Origin of the sequence: Nonomuraea cavernae (genome assembly GCF_040655715.1) — a bacterium.
GTDB classification, from domain to species: Bacteria; Actinomycetota; Actinomycetes; order Streptosporangiales; family Streptosporangiaceae; genus Nonomuraea; species Nonomuraea cavernae_A.
Window position 1 is genome coordinate 87,318 of the sequence record NZ_JBFAKL010000033.1, and the last position, 15,279, is coordinate 102,596.

Genomic DNA, 15,279 nt, shown 5'->3' on the forward strand with positions numbered 1-15,279 from the left:
GCTCATCAGGGGCGGCGGGCCGCGATGGCCTCGCGATAGGCCTCGACGGTCTTCTTCGCGACGACGTGCCAGGTGTAGCGTTCCATGACCCGGTCGTATCCGGCCTTGCCCACCCGCTCTCGCTCCTCGGGGGAGTCGTGCAGGCGGCGCAGCACCGACGCCAGCTCCTCGGCGTCGCCCGGGTTCACCTGGATCGCGGCGTCGCCGACCACTTCCGGCAGTGCTCCCGTACGGCTGGCGACCAGGGGTGTGGCGCAGGCCATGTGCTCGACAGCGGGCAGCGAGAAGCCCTCGTAGAGCGACGGCACGACCGAGACCTCTGAGGTGGCGATCAGCTCGCCCAGCTCGTCGTCGGAGATGCCGTGCACGAAGCGGACCCGGTCCTCCAGCGAGAGCTCCTTGACCAGCTGCTCGGTGGGGCCGCCAGGGGTGGGCTTGCTGACCACGGTGAGGTTGACGTCGCGCTCGGTGGCCAGCTTGGCCACGGCCCGCAGCAGGGTGGCGACGCCTTTCATCGGTGAGTCGGCGCTGGCCACGGCCACGATCGAGCCCCTGCGGCGGGGCTTGTCGGGACGCGGGTGGAAGTAGCGGGTGTCGACGCCGAGCGGGATCAGCCGCATGTTGGCCTGCGGCACGTTGAAGTCGCGGTGGATGTCGGCCAGCGATGACTCGCTGACCGTCAGGATCGGGTTGAGCCGGGGCGCGACCTTGGCCTGCATCTTCACGAACCCGTACCACCGGCGCATGGTCAGCTTCTTGACGCCCTTGGCCGCCTCCAGCTCGATGCGGCGGTCGACGCTGATCGGGTGGTGGATGGTGCCGACCACGGGGAACAGCTTCTGGATGCCGAGCAGGCCGTAGCCGAGGGTCTGGTTGTCCTGGACGACGTCGAAGTCGCCCACGCGCTTGCTCAGCTCGCGGCGGGCGCGCAGGGTGAACGTCAGCGGCTCGGGGAAGCCGGCGGTCCACATGGTGGCGACCTCCAGGCAGTCGATCCAGTCGCGGAACTCGCCGGGCTTAGGGGTCCGGAACGGGTCCTCGTCGCGATAGAGGTCGAGGCTCGGCACCTTGTTGAGGATCACGCCCTCGTCGAGCTCGGGATAGGGCTGGCCGGAGAACACCTCGACGTGGTGCCCGAGAGCCACCAGCTCGCGGCTCAGGTGGCGGAGGTAGACGCCCTGCCCGCCGCAGGTGGGCTTGCTGCGGTAGGACAGCAGCGCGATCCGCAGCGCGTCGCTCACGGACACCCCTTTCCGACTCCGGTAGCACCCGGAGTCGGGCGTGTACCGTGAAAGATGACCTTAGTCCGAGAAGGCTACCATTCGGTAGGTCGGATGGAATTGTTCCTACCCTGCCCCGCACACCGTGCGATCTGCGATGTTGGCATGACCGAGCGATATTCGGTAGAACGTGTTCCAGTTTGACGAGGTGCTGTGACAAGGCGCTTAGCTGTACATTCCGGTCCCAATGGAGGCGGTTAGTGATAAGGGGAGGACCCCGTTGGCCAGGCGCGCTCTGATCACCGGCATCACCGGCCAAGACGGTTCCTATCTGGCCGAGCACCTGCTCGGTCAGGGATATGAGGTCTGGGGGCTGGCGCGAGGACAGGCCAATCCACGAGTGTCGCGGATGCGCAAGCTGCTGGCCGACATGAAGGTGGTCCGGGGCGACCTGCTCGACCAAGGATCGCTGATCTCGGCGGTGGAGCGGGCGCAGCCGGACGAGGTCTACAACCTCGGGGCGATCTCGTTCGTGCCGATGTCGTGGGAGCAGGCGGAGCTGACCGCCGAGGTCACCGGGATGGGCGTGCTGCGCATGCTGGAGGCGATCCGGGTGTGCTCGGGTGTGTCGCGGGGCGGCTCGCCCAACGGCCAGATCCGCTTTTATCAGGCTTCGTCATCTGAGATGTTCGGCCAGGTCAGCGAGACGCCCCAGACCGAGAGCACCGCCTTCCATCCCCGCTCGCCGTACGGGGTGGCCAAGGCGTACGGCCACTTCCTCACCCAGAACTACCGCGAGTCCTACGGCATGTACGCGGTCTCCGGGATCCTGTTCAACCACGAGTCGCCGCGGCGCGGCGCCGAGTTCGTCACCCGCAAGGTGTCGCTCGGCGTGGCCCGCATCAAGCTCGGCCTGGCCGGCGAGCTGCGCCTGGGCAACCTGGAGGCCCGGCGCGACTGGGGCTTCGCGGGCGACTACGTCCGGGCCATGCACCTCATGCTGCGGGCCGAGAAGCCCGAGGACTACGTGATCGGCACCGGCCGGATGAAGTCGGTCCGCGAGCTGGTGGAGGCGGCCTTCACCGCCGCCGGGCTCGACTGGGAGAGGTACGTCGTCACCGACCAGGGCCTGCACCGGCCCGCCGAGGTCGACCTGCTCTGCGCCGACCCCAAGAAGGCCAGGGTGCAGCTCGGCTGGGAGCCCACGGTGTCGTTCGAGGAGCTGGTCGCGATGATGGTCGAGTCGGATCTGCGCCTGCTCACCGACGGCGGCGACCCTGGCGACGGTTCCTGGCCTTAGATCAATACCTCTCTTTACGGCACCGCCAAGGGCACGCCAGACGCCGCACGGTGCTGAGGGCCTCCAGGGGGACGCCCGCTGACCCGCACGTGGCGGGCCGCCGCTACGGCGCCCGCCTGCGGCTCGTCCAGCCCTAGCCCGCGGATCGGCGGATCGGCATCCAGGTGGGAGCCGGCTCCCCGGTCAGGAAGTCGCCGACCAGCCGGGTGCACAGCTCGGGCCTCTCGTGCAGAAGCAGGTGAGAGGTCTGCGGCACGATGGCGAGCTGCGCTGCGGGAAGCGCCCGGTACATCCGCAGCGTGTGCTCCAGGGTGATGATGTCATCGTCGGCGGCCATGACCAGCACGGGGCAGGTGATGGCGGCCAGCTCGTCCGGGGCCAGTGGCCGGTCCTCATCCACCGACCGGACCGCCTTCGCCAGCACGACGGGGAAGTGGTCCGCCCCGTCCGGTGACACTTCGGCATAGGCGGAGACCAGCGGCGCAGGAGGCGGAGCGTCAGTGCTCGGCCGCAGGATCATCCCCTCCGGATCGAATGCGCCGCTGATCAGGACGAGCCGCTCGACCAGGTCGGGGCGGCGCACGGCGGTCCACAGCGCCACGATCGCTCCGGCGCTGTATCCGGCCAGCCGCACGGGACCGCCGACGGTCTTCTCGATGAACGCCGCGGTGTCGTCCGCGAACGCGTCCATGGCGAACGGGCCCGGCACGTCAGGGGTGTGCCCGTGGCCCCTGCGCTCGGGTAGCAGGAGCCGGAACCGCTCGGCCAGCGCGTCGAGGTTGCCGTTGAAGTCACGGCTGTCGGTCAGGCCCCCATGGAGGAGCACCAGCGGGTCGCCCGCGCCGCGCTCGTCGTACCAGGTGCGCACGCCGTTCACATCGATGTAGTCGGCCATCATGCCGCCCTTTCCCTTGTCGTGTGGGTCTCCGGCATTGATACGGTGCGGCGGCCGGAAACTCATCGCACGCCGGCGGCCCGCCCCAACGGCTTTGTGGCGGTGCCGGTGGCCTGGCGGTAGGCGCCCGGGGTGAGGCCGAAGTAGCGGGTGAACCAGCGGGTCAGGTGGCTCTGGTCGGCGAACCCGGTGCGCGCCGCGATCTCGCCGAGCGGCAGGCCGTCCGCGATCAGGCGCTGGGCCGCGCGCAGCCGCAGCTGGCGCTGGTAGTCGCTGGGGGCCATCCCGTATGCGGTGCGGAAGGCCCGGTAGATCGTGAAGCGGCTGGCGCCCGTGGCTTCGACCAGGTCGTCGATGGTCAGGTCGTCCAGGTGGCGCTCGTGCAGGAGCTGCCGGGTCCGCTGGGCGACGCGGGCCGAGCCGGGGAGCCCTGCCGGCCGGACGACCGGGGCCGTGGCGGCTCGCCGTACCATCGCGGAGACCGTGGCGGCGAGCTGCTCGTCGCGGCGCAGCGCCGGGACGCCGGCCGGCCGGATGGCGGGCGGGCCGTTGTCCGGAGCACCGCCCACAGGAGCGCCGCCCACAGGAACGCTGCCCGAAAGAGTGCTGCCCGAAAGAGTGCTGCCCGAAAGAGTGCTGCCCGAGGGAGTGCCGCACAGGGCGGTGTGCAGGGCGCGCAGCGAGCGCGCGAGCGCCGGGTCGTCGAGCACCGGGGCGGCGAAGAGCGGCAGGCCCGCGCGCCGGGCGGTGAGGTCGGCGAGCAGGTCCGACACCAGGTCGGTGCGGAGGTGGACCATCCGGTAGGTGAATCCCGTGGCCGTCGCGGAGTGGCCGTCGTGCGGGTCGTCGGGGTTGAACGCCATCACCATGCCCGCCGCGCTGGTGTGGGCCGAGCCGCGGCAGGTGAACGCCTGGGCGCCCTCATCCGTCACGCCGAAGGAGTAGGTCTCGTGGCTGTGGCGATGGTAGACGTGCCGCTCGAAGTGGGCGTACATGGCCTCGACGCGCTGGTCGGGGGAGCGCCAGTAGCGGGACCAGTCATCCGTCACCCTGTCATTGTGCCGCCCCCATTGACAAAAGCTCGTTTTACGTAAAGGGTTGTTTTTGCGATGAGAGACGTCCTGTACTTGGAAGAGATCGAGCAGGCCGAGGCCCTGCTCAAGCCGCAACGCGTCGAAGTGCTGCGGCAGCTGGCCGAGCCGCGCACCTGCACCGAGGTGGCACAGCAGCTCGGGCAGACGCCGCAACGGGTCTACTACCACGTCAAACGGCTGGTCGACGCGGGTCTGGTCGACCTGGTGTCGGAGCGCAAGGTGCGCGGCATCCACGAAGGCATCTACCAGGCCGCGGCCCGTGCCTACTGGCTGTCGCCGCGCCTGGTGGGCCGGATCGGGCTGCGCAAGGCGCGGGACGAGCTGAGCCTGGGCTACCTGCTGGACCTGATGGAAGAGGTCCAGGCCGACATCGCCGCGCTCGACCGCACCGCCCCCGAGCTGCCCTCGATCGGGCTGTCCGGGGAGATCCACGTCCTGGCGGAGCACCGCCAGGAGTTCCTCAACGACCTGCACGCCATGCTGCAGGACCTGTTCACGAGATACGGCGGAGCCGAGGGAGACGCCTTCAAGCTCGCCGTCGCCTGCTACCCCAAGGGAGAAGCGCATGACTGAGCCGACGATCATCCGTGCCCGCATCCACGCGCCGGTCAAGGAGGTGCGCCACGCGCTGACCGACCCCGCGGCCATGCGGATCTGGCTGGCCGAGAAAGCCGAGGTCGAGCTGCCGGGCCGTTACGAGTTCTGGGGCCGCTACACCCCCGAGGGCGACGCGCCGCACCAACGGCTGCTGCACGCTGACGACCGTACGGTGCGCTTCGCCTGGACGCTCGGCGGGGTGGAGGCCACCACCGAGTTCGCCGTAGAGGAGGACGGGCCGTCGGCGACGATCGTCACGCTGTCGCAGAGCGACTACGACCACCAGGAGGCCCTGGCCGGCACGAGCATCCGCGGCGTCCTGCAGACCTTCTGGTACCTGACGCTGGCCAACCTGGTCGAGCACTTCGAGGGCCGCGAGCTCACGCCGAAGATCGACTTCACCGGTAAGACAGACCTGCTGGCGGAGGTCCTGATCGACGCGACGCCGGACAAGGTATTCGATTCGCTGATCGACTCGGACTCGGTCACCCGCTGGTTCGGCTTCCCCATCGCGATCGAGCCGCACGTCGGCGGGCGCTACGCGATGGGCGGGTTCGACAACCCCGACCCGGCGAAGATCCTGGAGCTGGAGCCCGGCCGCAAGCTCTCGGTCGACTGGGGCGACTCCGGGGTCGGCACCTGGGAGCTGGAGGGGTCCGGCGGCAAGACCCGGCTCACGCTGATGCAGAGCGGTTTCGACGGGGCGCAGCCTCCGTTCGCCGCCTGGGCCGGCATCCTGTCCGGGCTGGCCGAGCTGCGCCGCTTCCACGAGGTGCCCGACTGGCAGCCCGTCTGGCTGCAGTAGGCGCACCAGCGTTCAAGACCCGGCGGAGGCGGAGACGGGAGGCTGGCCGCATGCGTTTCGACACGAAGATCGGCATCGTGGTCCGCGAGGACCTGGCCGTCTGGCAGCGGCTCAACGTCACCGCCTTCCTGGCCGGCGCGGTGGCCGGCGGGGTGCCCGAGACCATGGGCGAGCCCTACGCCGACGCCTCCGGCAACGGCTATCTGCCGATGATCCGCCAGCCGGTGCTCGTCTACGCGGCCGACGCCGAGGCGCTCGGCCGCGTCCGCGAGAAGGCGGTGGCCAGGGGGTTCGACGTGGCGGTCTACATCGACGAGATGTTCAAGACGGGCCACGACGAGGACAACCGGGCCGCGGTGCGCGCGGTCGAGGCGGCGGACCTGCAACTCGCTGGACTGGCCGTGCACGGGCCCAGGAACGCGGTCGACAAGGTGCTCAAGGGGCTGTCGCTACATCCTTGACGGGGGCATCTGGCTGCGCGGCGGACGTTTCGTCACCTATGGCGTCGTGTGCTGCTCCCCGAACCGGCACGCCGATCGCCGCTGTTCCGCCACCTGAGCCCCGTTGCAGCGACCCGGTCGGCTTAAGCCCGCGGGATGGGTAGTTCACGAAGCGGATCGCCACCGTCGATGAAAAGCCGGGCCTCTGGCGTGGTCGCCGCGGCGATGCGCTGGAGCACCCGCTGGCCATCCTCGGGATGTCGCCCGTCGAGGGCTCCGACCCGGACGGCGAACACGATGTCGTACGGCTCTTCGTGAGCCTGCAGGACGAAGTCTTCGCCCGCGCTCTGGCGGACGCTCATGCGGCCGGACGTGATTTCGTCCATCGCGGCCGCTTCGGCCTGGGCGATGGCGGTGGCGGATCTGTCGATGGCCAGGATGTGGCCGGTGGTGAGCAGGGCTGCGACCGCTCGTGCGGCCGCCCCAGGGCCGCACCCGATTTCGAGGACACGTGAGTGCGGTTGAAGGGGAAGCGCGTTCACGATCGCGGCGAGGCGGGGTGACAGACGTGGCGGCATGAGCGGAAGACTAAATGACGGGCGGCCCGTGCGAGCTTCTCGAACCTGGGCGCGGCTGAGGCGTTCCGCGTTCGCATCGGGTGTTGTCGATCAGGTGCCTGATAGAAAGATCATCGATATATAGTGATCGAATGAGATCGATGCAGGAACCCACTTTCCTGATCCTCACCGCGCTCGCCGCCGGCCCTCAACATGGGTATGGCCTCATCGCCGACGTCGAACAGATCTCCGAGGGCCGGGTACGGTTGCGCGCCGGAACCCTCTACGCCGCCTTCGACCGACTGCAGGAAGAGGGCCTCATCACCGAGGACCGTGAGGAGATCGTGGACGGCAGGGTCCGGCGGTACTACAAGCTGACCGATGACGGGGCGACCCGGCTGGCGGCGGAGGCCGAGCGGATGCGCCGTCACGCGCGAGCGGCTTCCACGCGGCTGCGTGCCGCCGGCCTCGGAGGAACGGCGTGACCTCCCTTGAAGCCCGATACCGGCGGCTCCTTGCCTGCTATCCGCACGATCATCGCACGCGGCATGAGGAAGACATGATCGGCGTACTGCTGGCTGGATCACGGCCCGGACAGAGCCGCCCGCACATCGCCGACACGGCCGATCTGCTGGCAGGCGCGGTTCGCATGCACTGCCGGCGGGCCTTCGGTACGGTGTCGGCGCCTGCCTGGCGGGACGCCGTGGCCGCGGGCATGGCGCTGTGGCCTCTTCTCGTCCTGACCGACACGCTGGCCCGCCAGGTCATGTCGCTGGCACCGAGCATCGGGCAGGGCCTGCTTCACCACTGGACGCAAGAGCCGTGGTCGCTCCTGTACTGGGCTCGACCGATCATCGTCTTCGCCCTGCCCGTGCTCGCGGTCGCGCTCCGCCACCGGGGGATCGCCACACTGGGTGCACTCGCTTTCATGCTGTACCTAGGCGGATCGCCCTTTCCCCTGTCCCTGGCGCTACCGAACGTCAGCCTGCCTCTCCTGGCGCAAGCGGTGGCGGTCGCCGTCGCCTTCACCAGTCCGGCCCGCAAGGGCATGTCGCTCATCTCCCGGCGCACACTCATGCTCTGGATGCCGTTCGGCCTGATCGGGCTGGCCGCCGGCAAGGTCGGCAGGCACGTGCTCGACATGGCCACCAACCATGAGATCGCACTCTGGAAACCTGTGCCGTGGCTCATCTTCATGGCAGCGGCAGCGGGATACGCGGCAGGGTCCGTAGTGGGACGGCGCGCGTCACTGCTGCTGTTCCTGCCCGTAGCGGCGCTGGGCGACCTTGGGAAACTCCCTGCCCTGCCCACCTCTATCGCCCTTGCGCAGCTCGGCTGCGTGCTCAGCGCTTTCGCCATTGGGACGATGCTCGCGCGCAGGCAGGCCGGACGTGATCCTTTCGCTCGTGGGCACGGACCTTGCGCGCGGGCGTGATCGGCCGGCAGGGCGTCTGGATCCTCTGGCAGGCCCTGTGCGTGGTGTCGCCGCAGGCGAATCCGTGCGGCCCCGCTGGCTGAAATGCGGTTGAGGCGATGGCCGGGGTGGACGATGATCCCATCTCATGCCGAACACGAAGCCCACCAGGTCCCGACCCGTCGCCCTCATCACCGGTGCGGGCGGACGCACCGTCAACATCGGCGCCGCCGTGGCCCGCCGCCTCGCCGAGACCGGCTGGGACATCGCGTTCACCTACTGGCGGCCCTACGACGACGAGCAGCCCTGGGAGCCCGAGCCCGATGCGCCCATCGCGCTCGGTCACGACTTGGACGGCCTGGGCGCCCGGCACACCGCTGTGGAGGCGGACCTCGCAGATCCGGCCGCCCCAGCGGCCGTCTTCGACTCCGTCGAGAGGGACCTCGGGCCCGTCAGGGCTCTGGTGATGTGCCACTGCGAACAGCGTGACCTGAACCTCCTGACCACGACCGTGGACAGCTTCGACCGGCACTTCGCCGTCAACGCCCGTGCCCCGTGGCTACTCATCCGTGAGTACGGGCGGCGCTTCGCGGGGACGACCGACGATGCCGTCCCCGGGCGCATCATCGCCTTCACCAGCGACCACGTCGTCGGCAACCTCCCCTACGGCGCCAGCAAAGGCGCCCTGGACCGTATCACCCTCGCCGCCGCCCACGAGTTCGCCCATCTTGGCGTCCGCGCCAACATCATCAATCCCGGCCCCATCGACACCGGATGGATGACGGACGAGATCCGCGTTGCCGCGCGCGAGCAGACGCCCGCGGGGCGGCTCGCCGGCCCCGAGGAACCGGCCAACCTCGTCGCCTTCCTCTGCTCCCCGCAGGGCCAGTGGATCAACGGCCAGCACCTCTTCAGCAACGGCGGCTTCCGCACCGCCGCCCTCTGAAAGAGAGCCAGCGCCCTCTGCGTCAAGCGCGAGGCGACCCGTTACCCGCGATCTACGGATGTGGTGCTGGTCGCCGCTCTCGTCGAGGAGCCGACCACGCGTTCCGCCCTGGTCGGGGGCACCGCCTCATCCGCTTCACCGCCGACCTGGGCCGACGCATGCTCAGGTCTCCATTTCTGTGACTGCCGTATGCGGGGACGTGCCCGTCGCGCTGTGACGCACTGTCATGTGATGCCGGGTCAGCTCGCCGAGCAGGTGGCCGGGGTCGAGGAAGCTGTCGATGTGCACCACGCCGTGCGGGGCGGCGTCGTCGAACACGGCCTTGACGACGTACGCCGTGATGACACCGGTGGCGTTGCAGGTCTCGCGGCCCGTGATCGTGCTCCATACCGCGTCGCCCGCTCCATCCGACGCCACGGCATGGACGACGAACCGATCGGATCCGAAGTGCAGCCGGGACAGAGCCGAGGCGGCGAGCGGCCCGGCACCCAGGCGGCGTACCAGGGAGAAGGCCCGCGCGCGGCGCAGGGCGAACACGGCCGAGGTCACCAGCCGGGAGTCGAAGCAGATGCGGGTGGTCGCCCGCACCTTCAGGGACTCGGCGATCGTGAACTGGTCGGAGAAGGGAAACGGATGGACGATGCGCGTCCCGGCGTCCCCGAGCCGCACCCGCGCCGTTCTCGCCCGGTGCCGACCCCGGGCGGCCGGTTCGGCGAGATGACGCACGACCCAGTCCACTGAGTCGGCCCCGTGCTCGCCACCCAGGCCGAGCATCAGGCTGAGATCCACGGCCCGTGCCGACGGGAGCCGATCCATGCAGTGCCGTGCCAGCAGGTTCGTCAAGCCGGGGGCGACGCCCACGCTCAGCACGGCAGTCGCGCCGTGCCGTGCCGCGAGTCCGTCGAGCGCGGCAATCGACTCCAGCACCGGCAGCGAGGCGCTCACATCGACGTAGTGCACGCCCCGCTCCAGGCAGGCGCGCGCCACCCGGGCGTTCGCACGTTCCACGCACATCACCACGACGGCCGCGTCCCGCAGCAGGCGATCCACGTCCGCGGGATCGTTCACGTCGGCGCGCACCACCTTCACGGCACCGGTTCGCGCGAGGCCCGCCCCGCGTGTCGGATCGCGTCCGGCCACCACCACGCGGCCGGGGAACCACTGGCCCAGGGTTGACGCGGCCGCCCTGCCTACCGCGCCATATCCGCCCAGGATGACGATGTTCGTCCCGTTCTCTGGAAGCACCCCACCAGCATCCGGAACGGAGTGCCATGGACACAACTGAGACTTCGGCATCTCATGTATGAGTCACGCGCATGGCTCGCATCACCGTCTGAGCGCAAGCTCGGCGTGAGCCTGTTCCGGCGCGTGCCCCGCGGCGTACGGCCGACCGCCGCCGGACAGATGGCGGTGAGCCAGGCGCGCGAGGGCCTTCAACACCCTCCGTGGTCTTCCAGGCAGATGGGCCCGCCGACTGCGACTCGATGATCGACAGCTGAGAAGAGCCGAGAATGCGGGTTCACCGGCAGGGAAGATCTGCGAAAAATGCTCATGAGTGCGGTGCGCTGGTAGCGCCAGGCCATGTGCTGCGAACATGCTGGGCTTGACCTGGAGCGCGCTCCAGCTTCTAGCGTCGATGGCATGCCCGAGACGGGAATGCGGAGATCGCCCGGCTCGCCTGCGGCAACCGGCGGGCAGTGGTCACCATGCGATCGCGCAATGGGCTGGCGTTCTTGAGATGCGCCGGACGCCCCGCTCGAACCAGTTGACCGGCCGGCCCTGCTCACGCGGCACGTAGGCAGCGCCGGAAAGCGCGCACCACCGTGCGCCGCTCCATGCGGTGAGGAAGGAGAGAGTCACGTGAAGATCGTGGAGCTTGGCCGTACCGGCGAGCAGGTCAGTCGGCTCGCCCTGGGATGCATGATCATGGGTACCGTCACACCGGAGGACGAGGCCGTCGCGATCCTGGACCGGTATGTCGAGGCCGGTGGCAACGTTCTGGACACCGCCGACTGCTACGCCTGGTGGGAGGAGCGGGGCAGTTACGGCGGTCACAGCGAGGAGCTGATCGGCCGCTGGCTGGCCCGGACCGGACGGCGCGAGGAGGTGTTCCTGACCACCAAGGGCAGCGCCGTTCCGCGCGACCTGGATGCGGTCTGGTCCGGCGGCCAACCGGACTGGGAGGTCGCCTACAGGACGTTCGTCGGGGCCGGGGCGACGACCCTGCGCGAGGCGATCGACGGCAGCCTGCGCCGGCTCGGCACAGACCATGTCGACCTGTACTACGTGCACGTGGACGATCGGACCACGCCACTGGAGGAGACGCTGGAGGCGCTCGCCGGCATCGTCCAGGCCGGCAAGGCCCGCTACATCGGATGGTCCAACGTGCGGACCTGGCGGATGGAGCGAATCCGCCAGTTGTGCGCCCAGCACGGCTGGCCGGCGCCGGTCGCGCTCCAACAGCAGCACTCCTACCTGCGGCGCCGGGCAGGGCACCAGCACGTTTCCATCGTGGACGACGAGCAACTCGACTACCTGCGAGCACACGACGACCTGACCCTCGTCGCCTACTCTCCGATCCTCAAGGGCATCTACGACGACCCGGAAAAGCGCCGGGGCCATGGGGCGATGGAGCCGTACCTGGGCCCGGACGCCGACGCCCGGCTCACCGCGGCCGTGGAGGTGGCCGCCGAGGTCGGCGTAACCCCGAACACGCTGGTCCTGGCGTGGCTGATGCACCAGAACTCGCCGGCGATCGTGCCGCTGATCGGCCCGCGTACTCTCCAGCAGTTCGAGGCGGCCTTGCCCGCACTCGACGTCAAGCTCACCGACGAGCAATTCACCCGCCTCGACACCGCCGGCGCCTGATCAGGGACTGGACCACCAAGGTCTCCTCGGGCGGTATCGCAACGTCGAGTTGGTAGGCCAGGGAGCCGAGCCGGCCAGCACGTCGTCAGCCAGGCGCAGACGAGGGACTCTCGCGGACAGATCGGCGATGGTGCTCATTCCGATGCTCCGCCCCGTCCGGGCCGGGATCGGGTTGAGGGCGTCGCTATCAGGCAGCTTGGCGAGGACGTCATCAAGGGTCGGGCGGCACAGAGCCTTCCCGGCTCGTGCCGGTTGTTACTACGTGTCGAGCAGGTCCAGCTTGCGCTTGAGGTCGTTTCCCTTGCTGTAGGGCCACCGCGGGTTCTCTCGTTGCAGGCGTCCCACGACTATCCCCGGAGCGATTCCGATCTCCCGGGCGAAGGCTCGTACTTCGGCCTTCGAAGTCAGCTCAGCCAGTCGGGAACCGTACTGAGGCGGGATGAGGGTGTCCGCTGAGAACCGGTCCGCTTCCAGCTCTATCGGGTCGTCGGTGTCGGTCCTCCCCGCGATCTCGATACGCATCTCGTCGTCACCGTTCAGAACGTGATGGATCTCGTGGAAGAAGCTGAACCAGAGCTGATCATCAGTGCGGTATCGCTGGCTGAGCTGGATCACGCGCTTGGTTCCGATCTTGCGGGTGACACCGCTCACGCGCGCGCCCTTGACCTCCTCGATGAAGACGACGGCGACACCCCTTGCAGAGCAGATCTTCTGCAGCCGCGGTCGGAACTCCTGGGCGGGCAGCAGGGTAAGAGCCCGCAGTTCAGGAAGAGACGCCTTGAGAGACGTCGAGTCGAAGGCGGCACAGGGCATTTGCTGCGCCTCGATCTCACCGAGGCGCAGCCACGTGGAGAGGGGGCCGAGCTTCGAGTCCTGAACCTTGGACTTCCTGAACGCGCACGCCGCCGGCTGCTCGTACAGCTCGCGCCACACGTCTACCGAGGCCACAGTGAAGAACGCGAGAAGCTGATCGATACGCGAAATCTTGTTGCTCGGCTCCTCCGGGAGAATATTGCGCTCCACCAGTTCGGACACCGGAAGTTCGTTGAGCCAGTCGACGTGTTGCTCCAGATCTCTCGCGGAGCGAAGGCGTACCAGTGTCGACTGGTAGTCCGCCTCAAGCCGGTTCCAAAGTCTGGCTGGCGTCCCGACCACCCTTTCCAGCGATTCCGCTACCTCGGGCGTGAGACGTACGAGGCCGTTGATCAGCTGATTGACATGCTTCGGGGACAACCCGACACGCTCGGCGAGCTCGCGCTGAGTCATTCCCTTCTCTTCGAGAAGCTCCCGCAGGGTTTCCCCCGGCGGCACCGCGTAGTCGAGGTCTCCGGACGCATACAGGGTACGCGTGGTCTCGGCCCTGGCCATTGGTCTCCCTCCTCACGCTGTTGTACCGCTTGTAGTTCAGCCTGCTGTGTCGGCATCAGTGGTAGTCGACGATCTCGACCAGCACGATCTCCGTTACAGCTGTCCAATCGAGAGCGCCCTGATCGTCCGTGACCCACTCCACAGGCGCGAAGATGAGCCGGTAGTTGGCGTCGACTCGGACGGACAACTGGCCCTTCCGGCCTCCCTTCAGCTCCTCACATCGGCCGCCAAAAGCACGGATGTCATCGAGCGTCTCGGCCTGCTTGAAGTGCTTAATGCGCTTCGCCAATGCGATGGCTCGGTCATGACCGAAGTGTCGGCGCCGCTCTCTGTCGGACTCACACCTCTTCTCGAACTTCGCATCCTCGTAATACACCTCCAACCCACCCGTGCCTCCCACCTGCGAGATTTACCTAGTGGGTAAAGATGGCGTCACTGTAACCGAGATGACCGAGGAATGCGCACGCTTTGTGTCCAAATTATTGCGAAGAGTGAAGTAAGTGAAGTTGATTCCTAGCAAATGTCAAAGAGGCTGAACGCCACGGCGGCACAGCTCGCGGTACGCCTCGCGCAGTTCTGCGGCCTCGGACGCCTTGTTTCCAGGACTCTGACTACCTCGGCGGCCCGCCAGTAGTTGGAGGGAACGAGAAGGCCGCTGGTCATCGCGGAGAGAGTCAGGTGTCCCGCCTCGTCGGGCTGATCGGCGGCCAGGAGTGCGAGAGCCAGGTCGAGTCGTGCGGCCACGGCCCTGCGTGGCCGTGGCGGGCCGTCGGTCGTCGACTCCAGCCGGGCCAGACTCCTCGGGAGTACGGCACGGCCGACGGATCGCCGAGCCAGGACAAGGTGGTCGCGGTGTAGGCGTCGGACTTGGCGGGATCGTACCGGTAGTGATGTTCGGGCCGGTCGGGGGTGTGCAGCGGTGCGACGAGCCGCACTACCCGGTTCAGCGCCTCGTGGACCTCCCGAGCCGCACCGAGGCGTGCCCAAGCCCGGCCCTCCTGCGCGGTCGCCTGGATGCACGCCGAGCTGCCCCTGGGCGCGACTCATTGCGCCGCCTGGGCAAGGGTCAAGGTTCGCCCGAAGTCGCCTTCGGTCAGGACCTGCCACGCCTCCGTCTCCAGACACCACGAGGCGATCTCGCGATGCTCTGTCTCCTTGGCGAGCTGGGCAGCCGCCGCTCCTCCGGTTTTCGCCGGGTGGCGGATCCTGCGCAGCGGCGCCGGGCGGTTGTGGGCGACACGCGAGCGGCCGTTTCCCCGGGCCGTTGAGGATGCGGGCGCGCATCGTACGGTCGACGCCGACGACCTGGCGAAGTTGTGCCAGATCATCGCGGAGCAGGAGAGCATCGCGGAGCAGGCGTGCCCGGCCAACTGGAGGGCCGGGTGGCCGCGTCCGCCGTTGTTCTAGCTCCGCCCCACTTGCCGGCGGCCGCACCCCTTGGTGGCCAAGTGCCGCAGAGTCACGGAAGAATGACGGAAAGCGATGTGCGAACGGGTGTCTGAGGGTTATTCTTCCCTGGCCGCCCCCTGGAGGGGGAGAGGAAGTGAGCCCGGGCTTACCGCCGGAATTGACGGGAACCCGGGCTTTGCGCTGTCCGCATCAATCGCAGCTTCCGTGCTCGACCGAGTGCTCGCCGAGAAGTAGATCCCTCAGGGTCCGATCGTAGGAACTCCCATACTGGTACTACATCGGTAGATCTTTAAGTCGTTCGCCAGCGTGACTGTGGGTGTATCGGCGATGGTCTGCGAGTGACCTTGTGCCTCACCTACGATCTG

Annotated in this window: 17 protein-coding genes; 10 read left to right on the forward strand and 7 right to left on the reverse strand. The window is 68.4% G+C overall.

The features are described 5' to 3' along the window. Nucleotides 1-5 precede the first annotated feature (5 nt). On the reverse strand, nucleotides 6-1,241 hold the full coding sequence (locus AB0I38_RS34805; protein WP_436838807.1) for a glycosyltransferase family 4 protein: 1,236 nt from the start codon (nucleotides 1,239-1,241) through the stop codon (nucleotides 6-8). 259 nt (nucleotides 1,242-1,500) lie between these two features. On the opposite strand from AB0I38_RS34805, the gene AB0I38_RS34810 reads away from it, so the two are divergent. Beyond that, nucleotides 1,501-2,520, forward strand: coding sequence for a GDP-mannose 4,6-dehydratase (locus tag AB0I38_RS34810; RefSeq protein WP_358490783.1), 1,020 nt, complete (start codon nucleotides 1,501-1,503; stop codon nucleotides 2,518-2,520). A 133-nt stretch (nucleotides 2,521-2,653) separates the two neighbouring features. Here the strand turns inward: AB0I38_RS34810 and AB0I38_RS34815 are convergent, their stop codons facing one another. Both AB0I38_RS34815 and AB0I38_RS34820 read right to left on the reverse strand, forming a co-directional pair. Next, entirely contained in the window at nucleotides 2,654-3,418 is a 765-nt protein-coding gene (locus AB0I38_RS34815; RefSeq protein ID WP_358490787.1) for an alpha/beta fold hydrolase, read from the reverse strand. Between the two features lie 59 nt (nucleotides 3,419-3,477). Beyond that, nucleotides 3,478-4,464: an AraC family transcriptional regulator gene (locus AB0I38_RS34820; protein WP_358490792.1), complete on the reverse strand. Its 987-nt coding sequence runs from the start codon at nucleotides 4,462-4,464 to the stop codon at nucleotides 3,478-3,480. A gap of 60 nt (nucleotides 4,465-4,524) precedes the next feature. Here AB0I38_RS34820 and AB0I38_RS34825 point away from each other — a divergent pair, with 60 nt between their 5' ends. The 3 genes from AB0I38_RS34825 to AB0I38_RS34835 are packed head-to-tail and all read left to right on the forward strand — an operon-like array spanning nucleotide 4,525 to nucleotide 6,372. After that, nucleotides 4,525-5,082, forward strand: coding sequence for a helix-turn-helix domain-containing protein (locus AB0I38_RS34825; RefSeq protein WP_358490797.1), 558 nt, complete (start codon nucleotides 4,525-4,527; stop codon nucleotides 5,080-5,082). After that, nucleotides 5,075-5,911, forward strand: coding sequence for an SRPBCC family protein (locus AB0I38_RS34830; protein WP_358490801.1), 837 nt, complete (start codon nucleotides 5,075-5,077; stop codon nucleotides 5,909-5,911). The genes AB0I38_RS34825 and AB0I38_RS34830 overlap by 8 nt, the downstream gene beginning before the upstream one ends. Before the next feature lie 50 nt (nucleotides 5,912-5,961). Then, complete coding sequence (locus AB0I38_RS34835; protein WP_358490805.1) at nucleotides 5,962-6,372, forward strand: DUF2000 domain-containing protein; 411 nt, start codon at nucleotides 5,962-5,964, stop codon at nucleotides 6,370-6,372. A 122-nt stretch (nucleotides 6,373-6,494) separates the two neighbouring features. Here AB0I38_RS34835 and AB0I38_RS34840 read toward each other — a convergent pair whose 3' ends face one another. Further along, complete coding sequence (locus tag AB0I38_RS34840; protein ID WP_358490810.1) at nucleotides 6,495-6,929, reverse strand: methyltransferase domain-containing protein; 435 nt, start codon at nucleotides 6,927-6,929, stop codon at nucleotides 6,495-6,497. Nucleotides 6,930-7,060: 131 nt separating this feature from the next. On the opposite strand from AB0I38_RS34840, the gene AB0I38_RS34845 reads away from it, so the two are divergent. The 3 genes from AB0I38_RS34845 to AB0I38_RS34855 all read left to right on the forward strand — a co-directional run bounded on the left by AB0I38_RS34845 (nucleotide 7,061) and on the right by AB0I38_RS34855 (nucleotide 9,268). Then, complete coding sequence (locus AB0I38_RS34845) at nucleotides 7,061-7,393, forward strand: PadR family transcriptional regulator (protein WP_358490815.1); 333 nt, start codon at nucleotides 7,061-7,063, stop codon at nucleotides 7,391-7,393. Continuing rightward, entirely contained in the window at nucleotides 7,390-8,343 is a 954-nt protein-coding gene (locus tag AB0I38_RS34850) for a hypothetical protein (protein WP_358490818.1), read from the forward strand. The genes AB0I38_RS34845 and AB0I38_RS34850 overlap by 4 nt, the downstream gene beginning before the upstream one ends. 127 nt (nucleotides 8,344-8,470) lie before the next feature. Then, entirely contained in the window at nucleotides 8,471-9,268 is a 798-nt protein-coding gene (locus AB0I38_RS34855; RefSeq protein WP_358490821.1) for an SDR family oxidoreductase, read from the forward strand. A 162-nt stretch (nucleotides 9,269-9,430) separates the two neighbouring features. On the opposite strand, the gene AB0I38_RS34860 is transcribed toward AB0I38_RS34855, so the two are convergent. Continuing rightward, a complete protein-coding gene (locus AB0I38_RS34860) occupies nucleotides 9,431-10,513 on the reverse strand; it encodes a saccharopine dehydrogenase family protein (protein ID WP_358490827.1) in 1,083 nt (360 codons plus the stop codon). A gap of 615 nt (nucleotides 10,514-11,128) precedes the next feature. Between AB0I38_RS34860 and AB0I38_RS34865 the strand changes: the two genes are divergently transcribed. Continuing rightward, entirely contained in the window at nucleotides 11,129-12,136 is a 1,008-nt protein-coding gene (locus AB0I38_RS34865) for an aldo/keto reductase (protein ID WP_358490832.1), read from the forward strand. A gap of 258 nt (nucleotides 12,137-12,394) precedes the next feature. On the opposite strand, the gene AB0I38_RS34870 is transcribed toward AB0I38_RS34865, so the two are convergent. Both AB0I38_RS34870 and AB0I38_RS34875 read right to left on the reverse strand, forming a co-directional pair. Then, complete coding sequence (locus AB0I38_RS34870; RefSeq protein WP_358490837.1) at nucleotides 12,395-13,504, reverse strand: XRE family transcriptional regulator; 1,110 nt, start codon at nucleotides 13,502-13,504, stop codon at nucleotides 12,395-12,397. 55 nt (nucleotides 13,505-13,559) lie between these two features. Then, on the reverse strand, nucleotides 13,560-13,880 hold the full coding sequence (locus tag AB0I38_RS34875; protein WP_358490883.1) for a type II toxin-antitoxin system RelE/ParE family toxin: 321 nt from the start codon (nucleotides 13,878-13,880) through the stop codon (nucleotides 13,560-13,562). 302 nt (nucleotides 13,881-14,182) lie between these two features. Here AB0I38_RS34875 and AB0I38_RS34880 point away from each other — a divergent pair, with 302 nt between their 5' ends. Next, the gene (locus AB0I38_RS34880) at nucleotides 14,183-14,362 is read left to right on the forward strand and encodes a hypothetical protein (protein ID WP_358490841.1); all 180 of its coding nucleotides are present in this window, start codon (nucleotides 14,183-14,185) and stop codon (nucleotides 14,360-14,362) included. Nucleotides 14,363-14,659: 297 nt separating this feature from the next. Further along, nucleotides 14,660-14,911, forward strand: a complete 252-nt coding sequence (locus AB0I38_RS34885) for a hypothetical protein (RefSeq protein ID WP_358490846.1) — start codon at nucleotides 14,660-14,662, stop codon at nucleotides 14,909-14,911. Nucleotides 14,912-15,279: the final 368 nt, after the last annotated feature.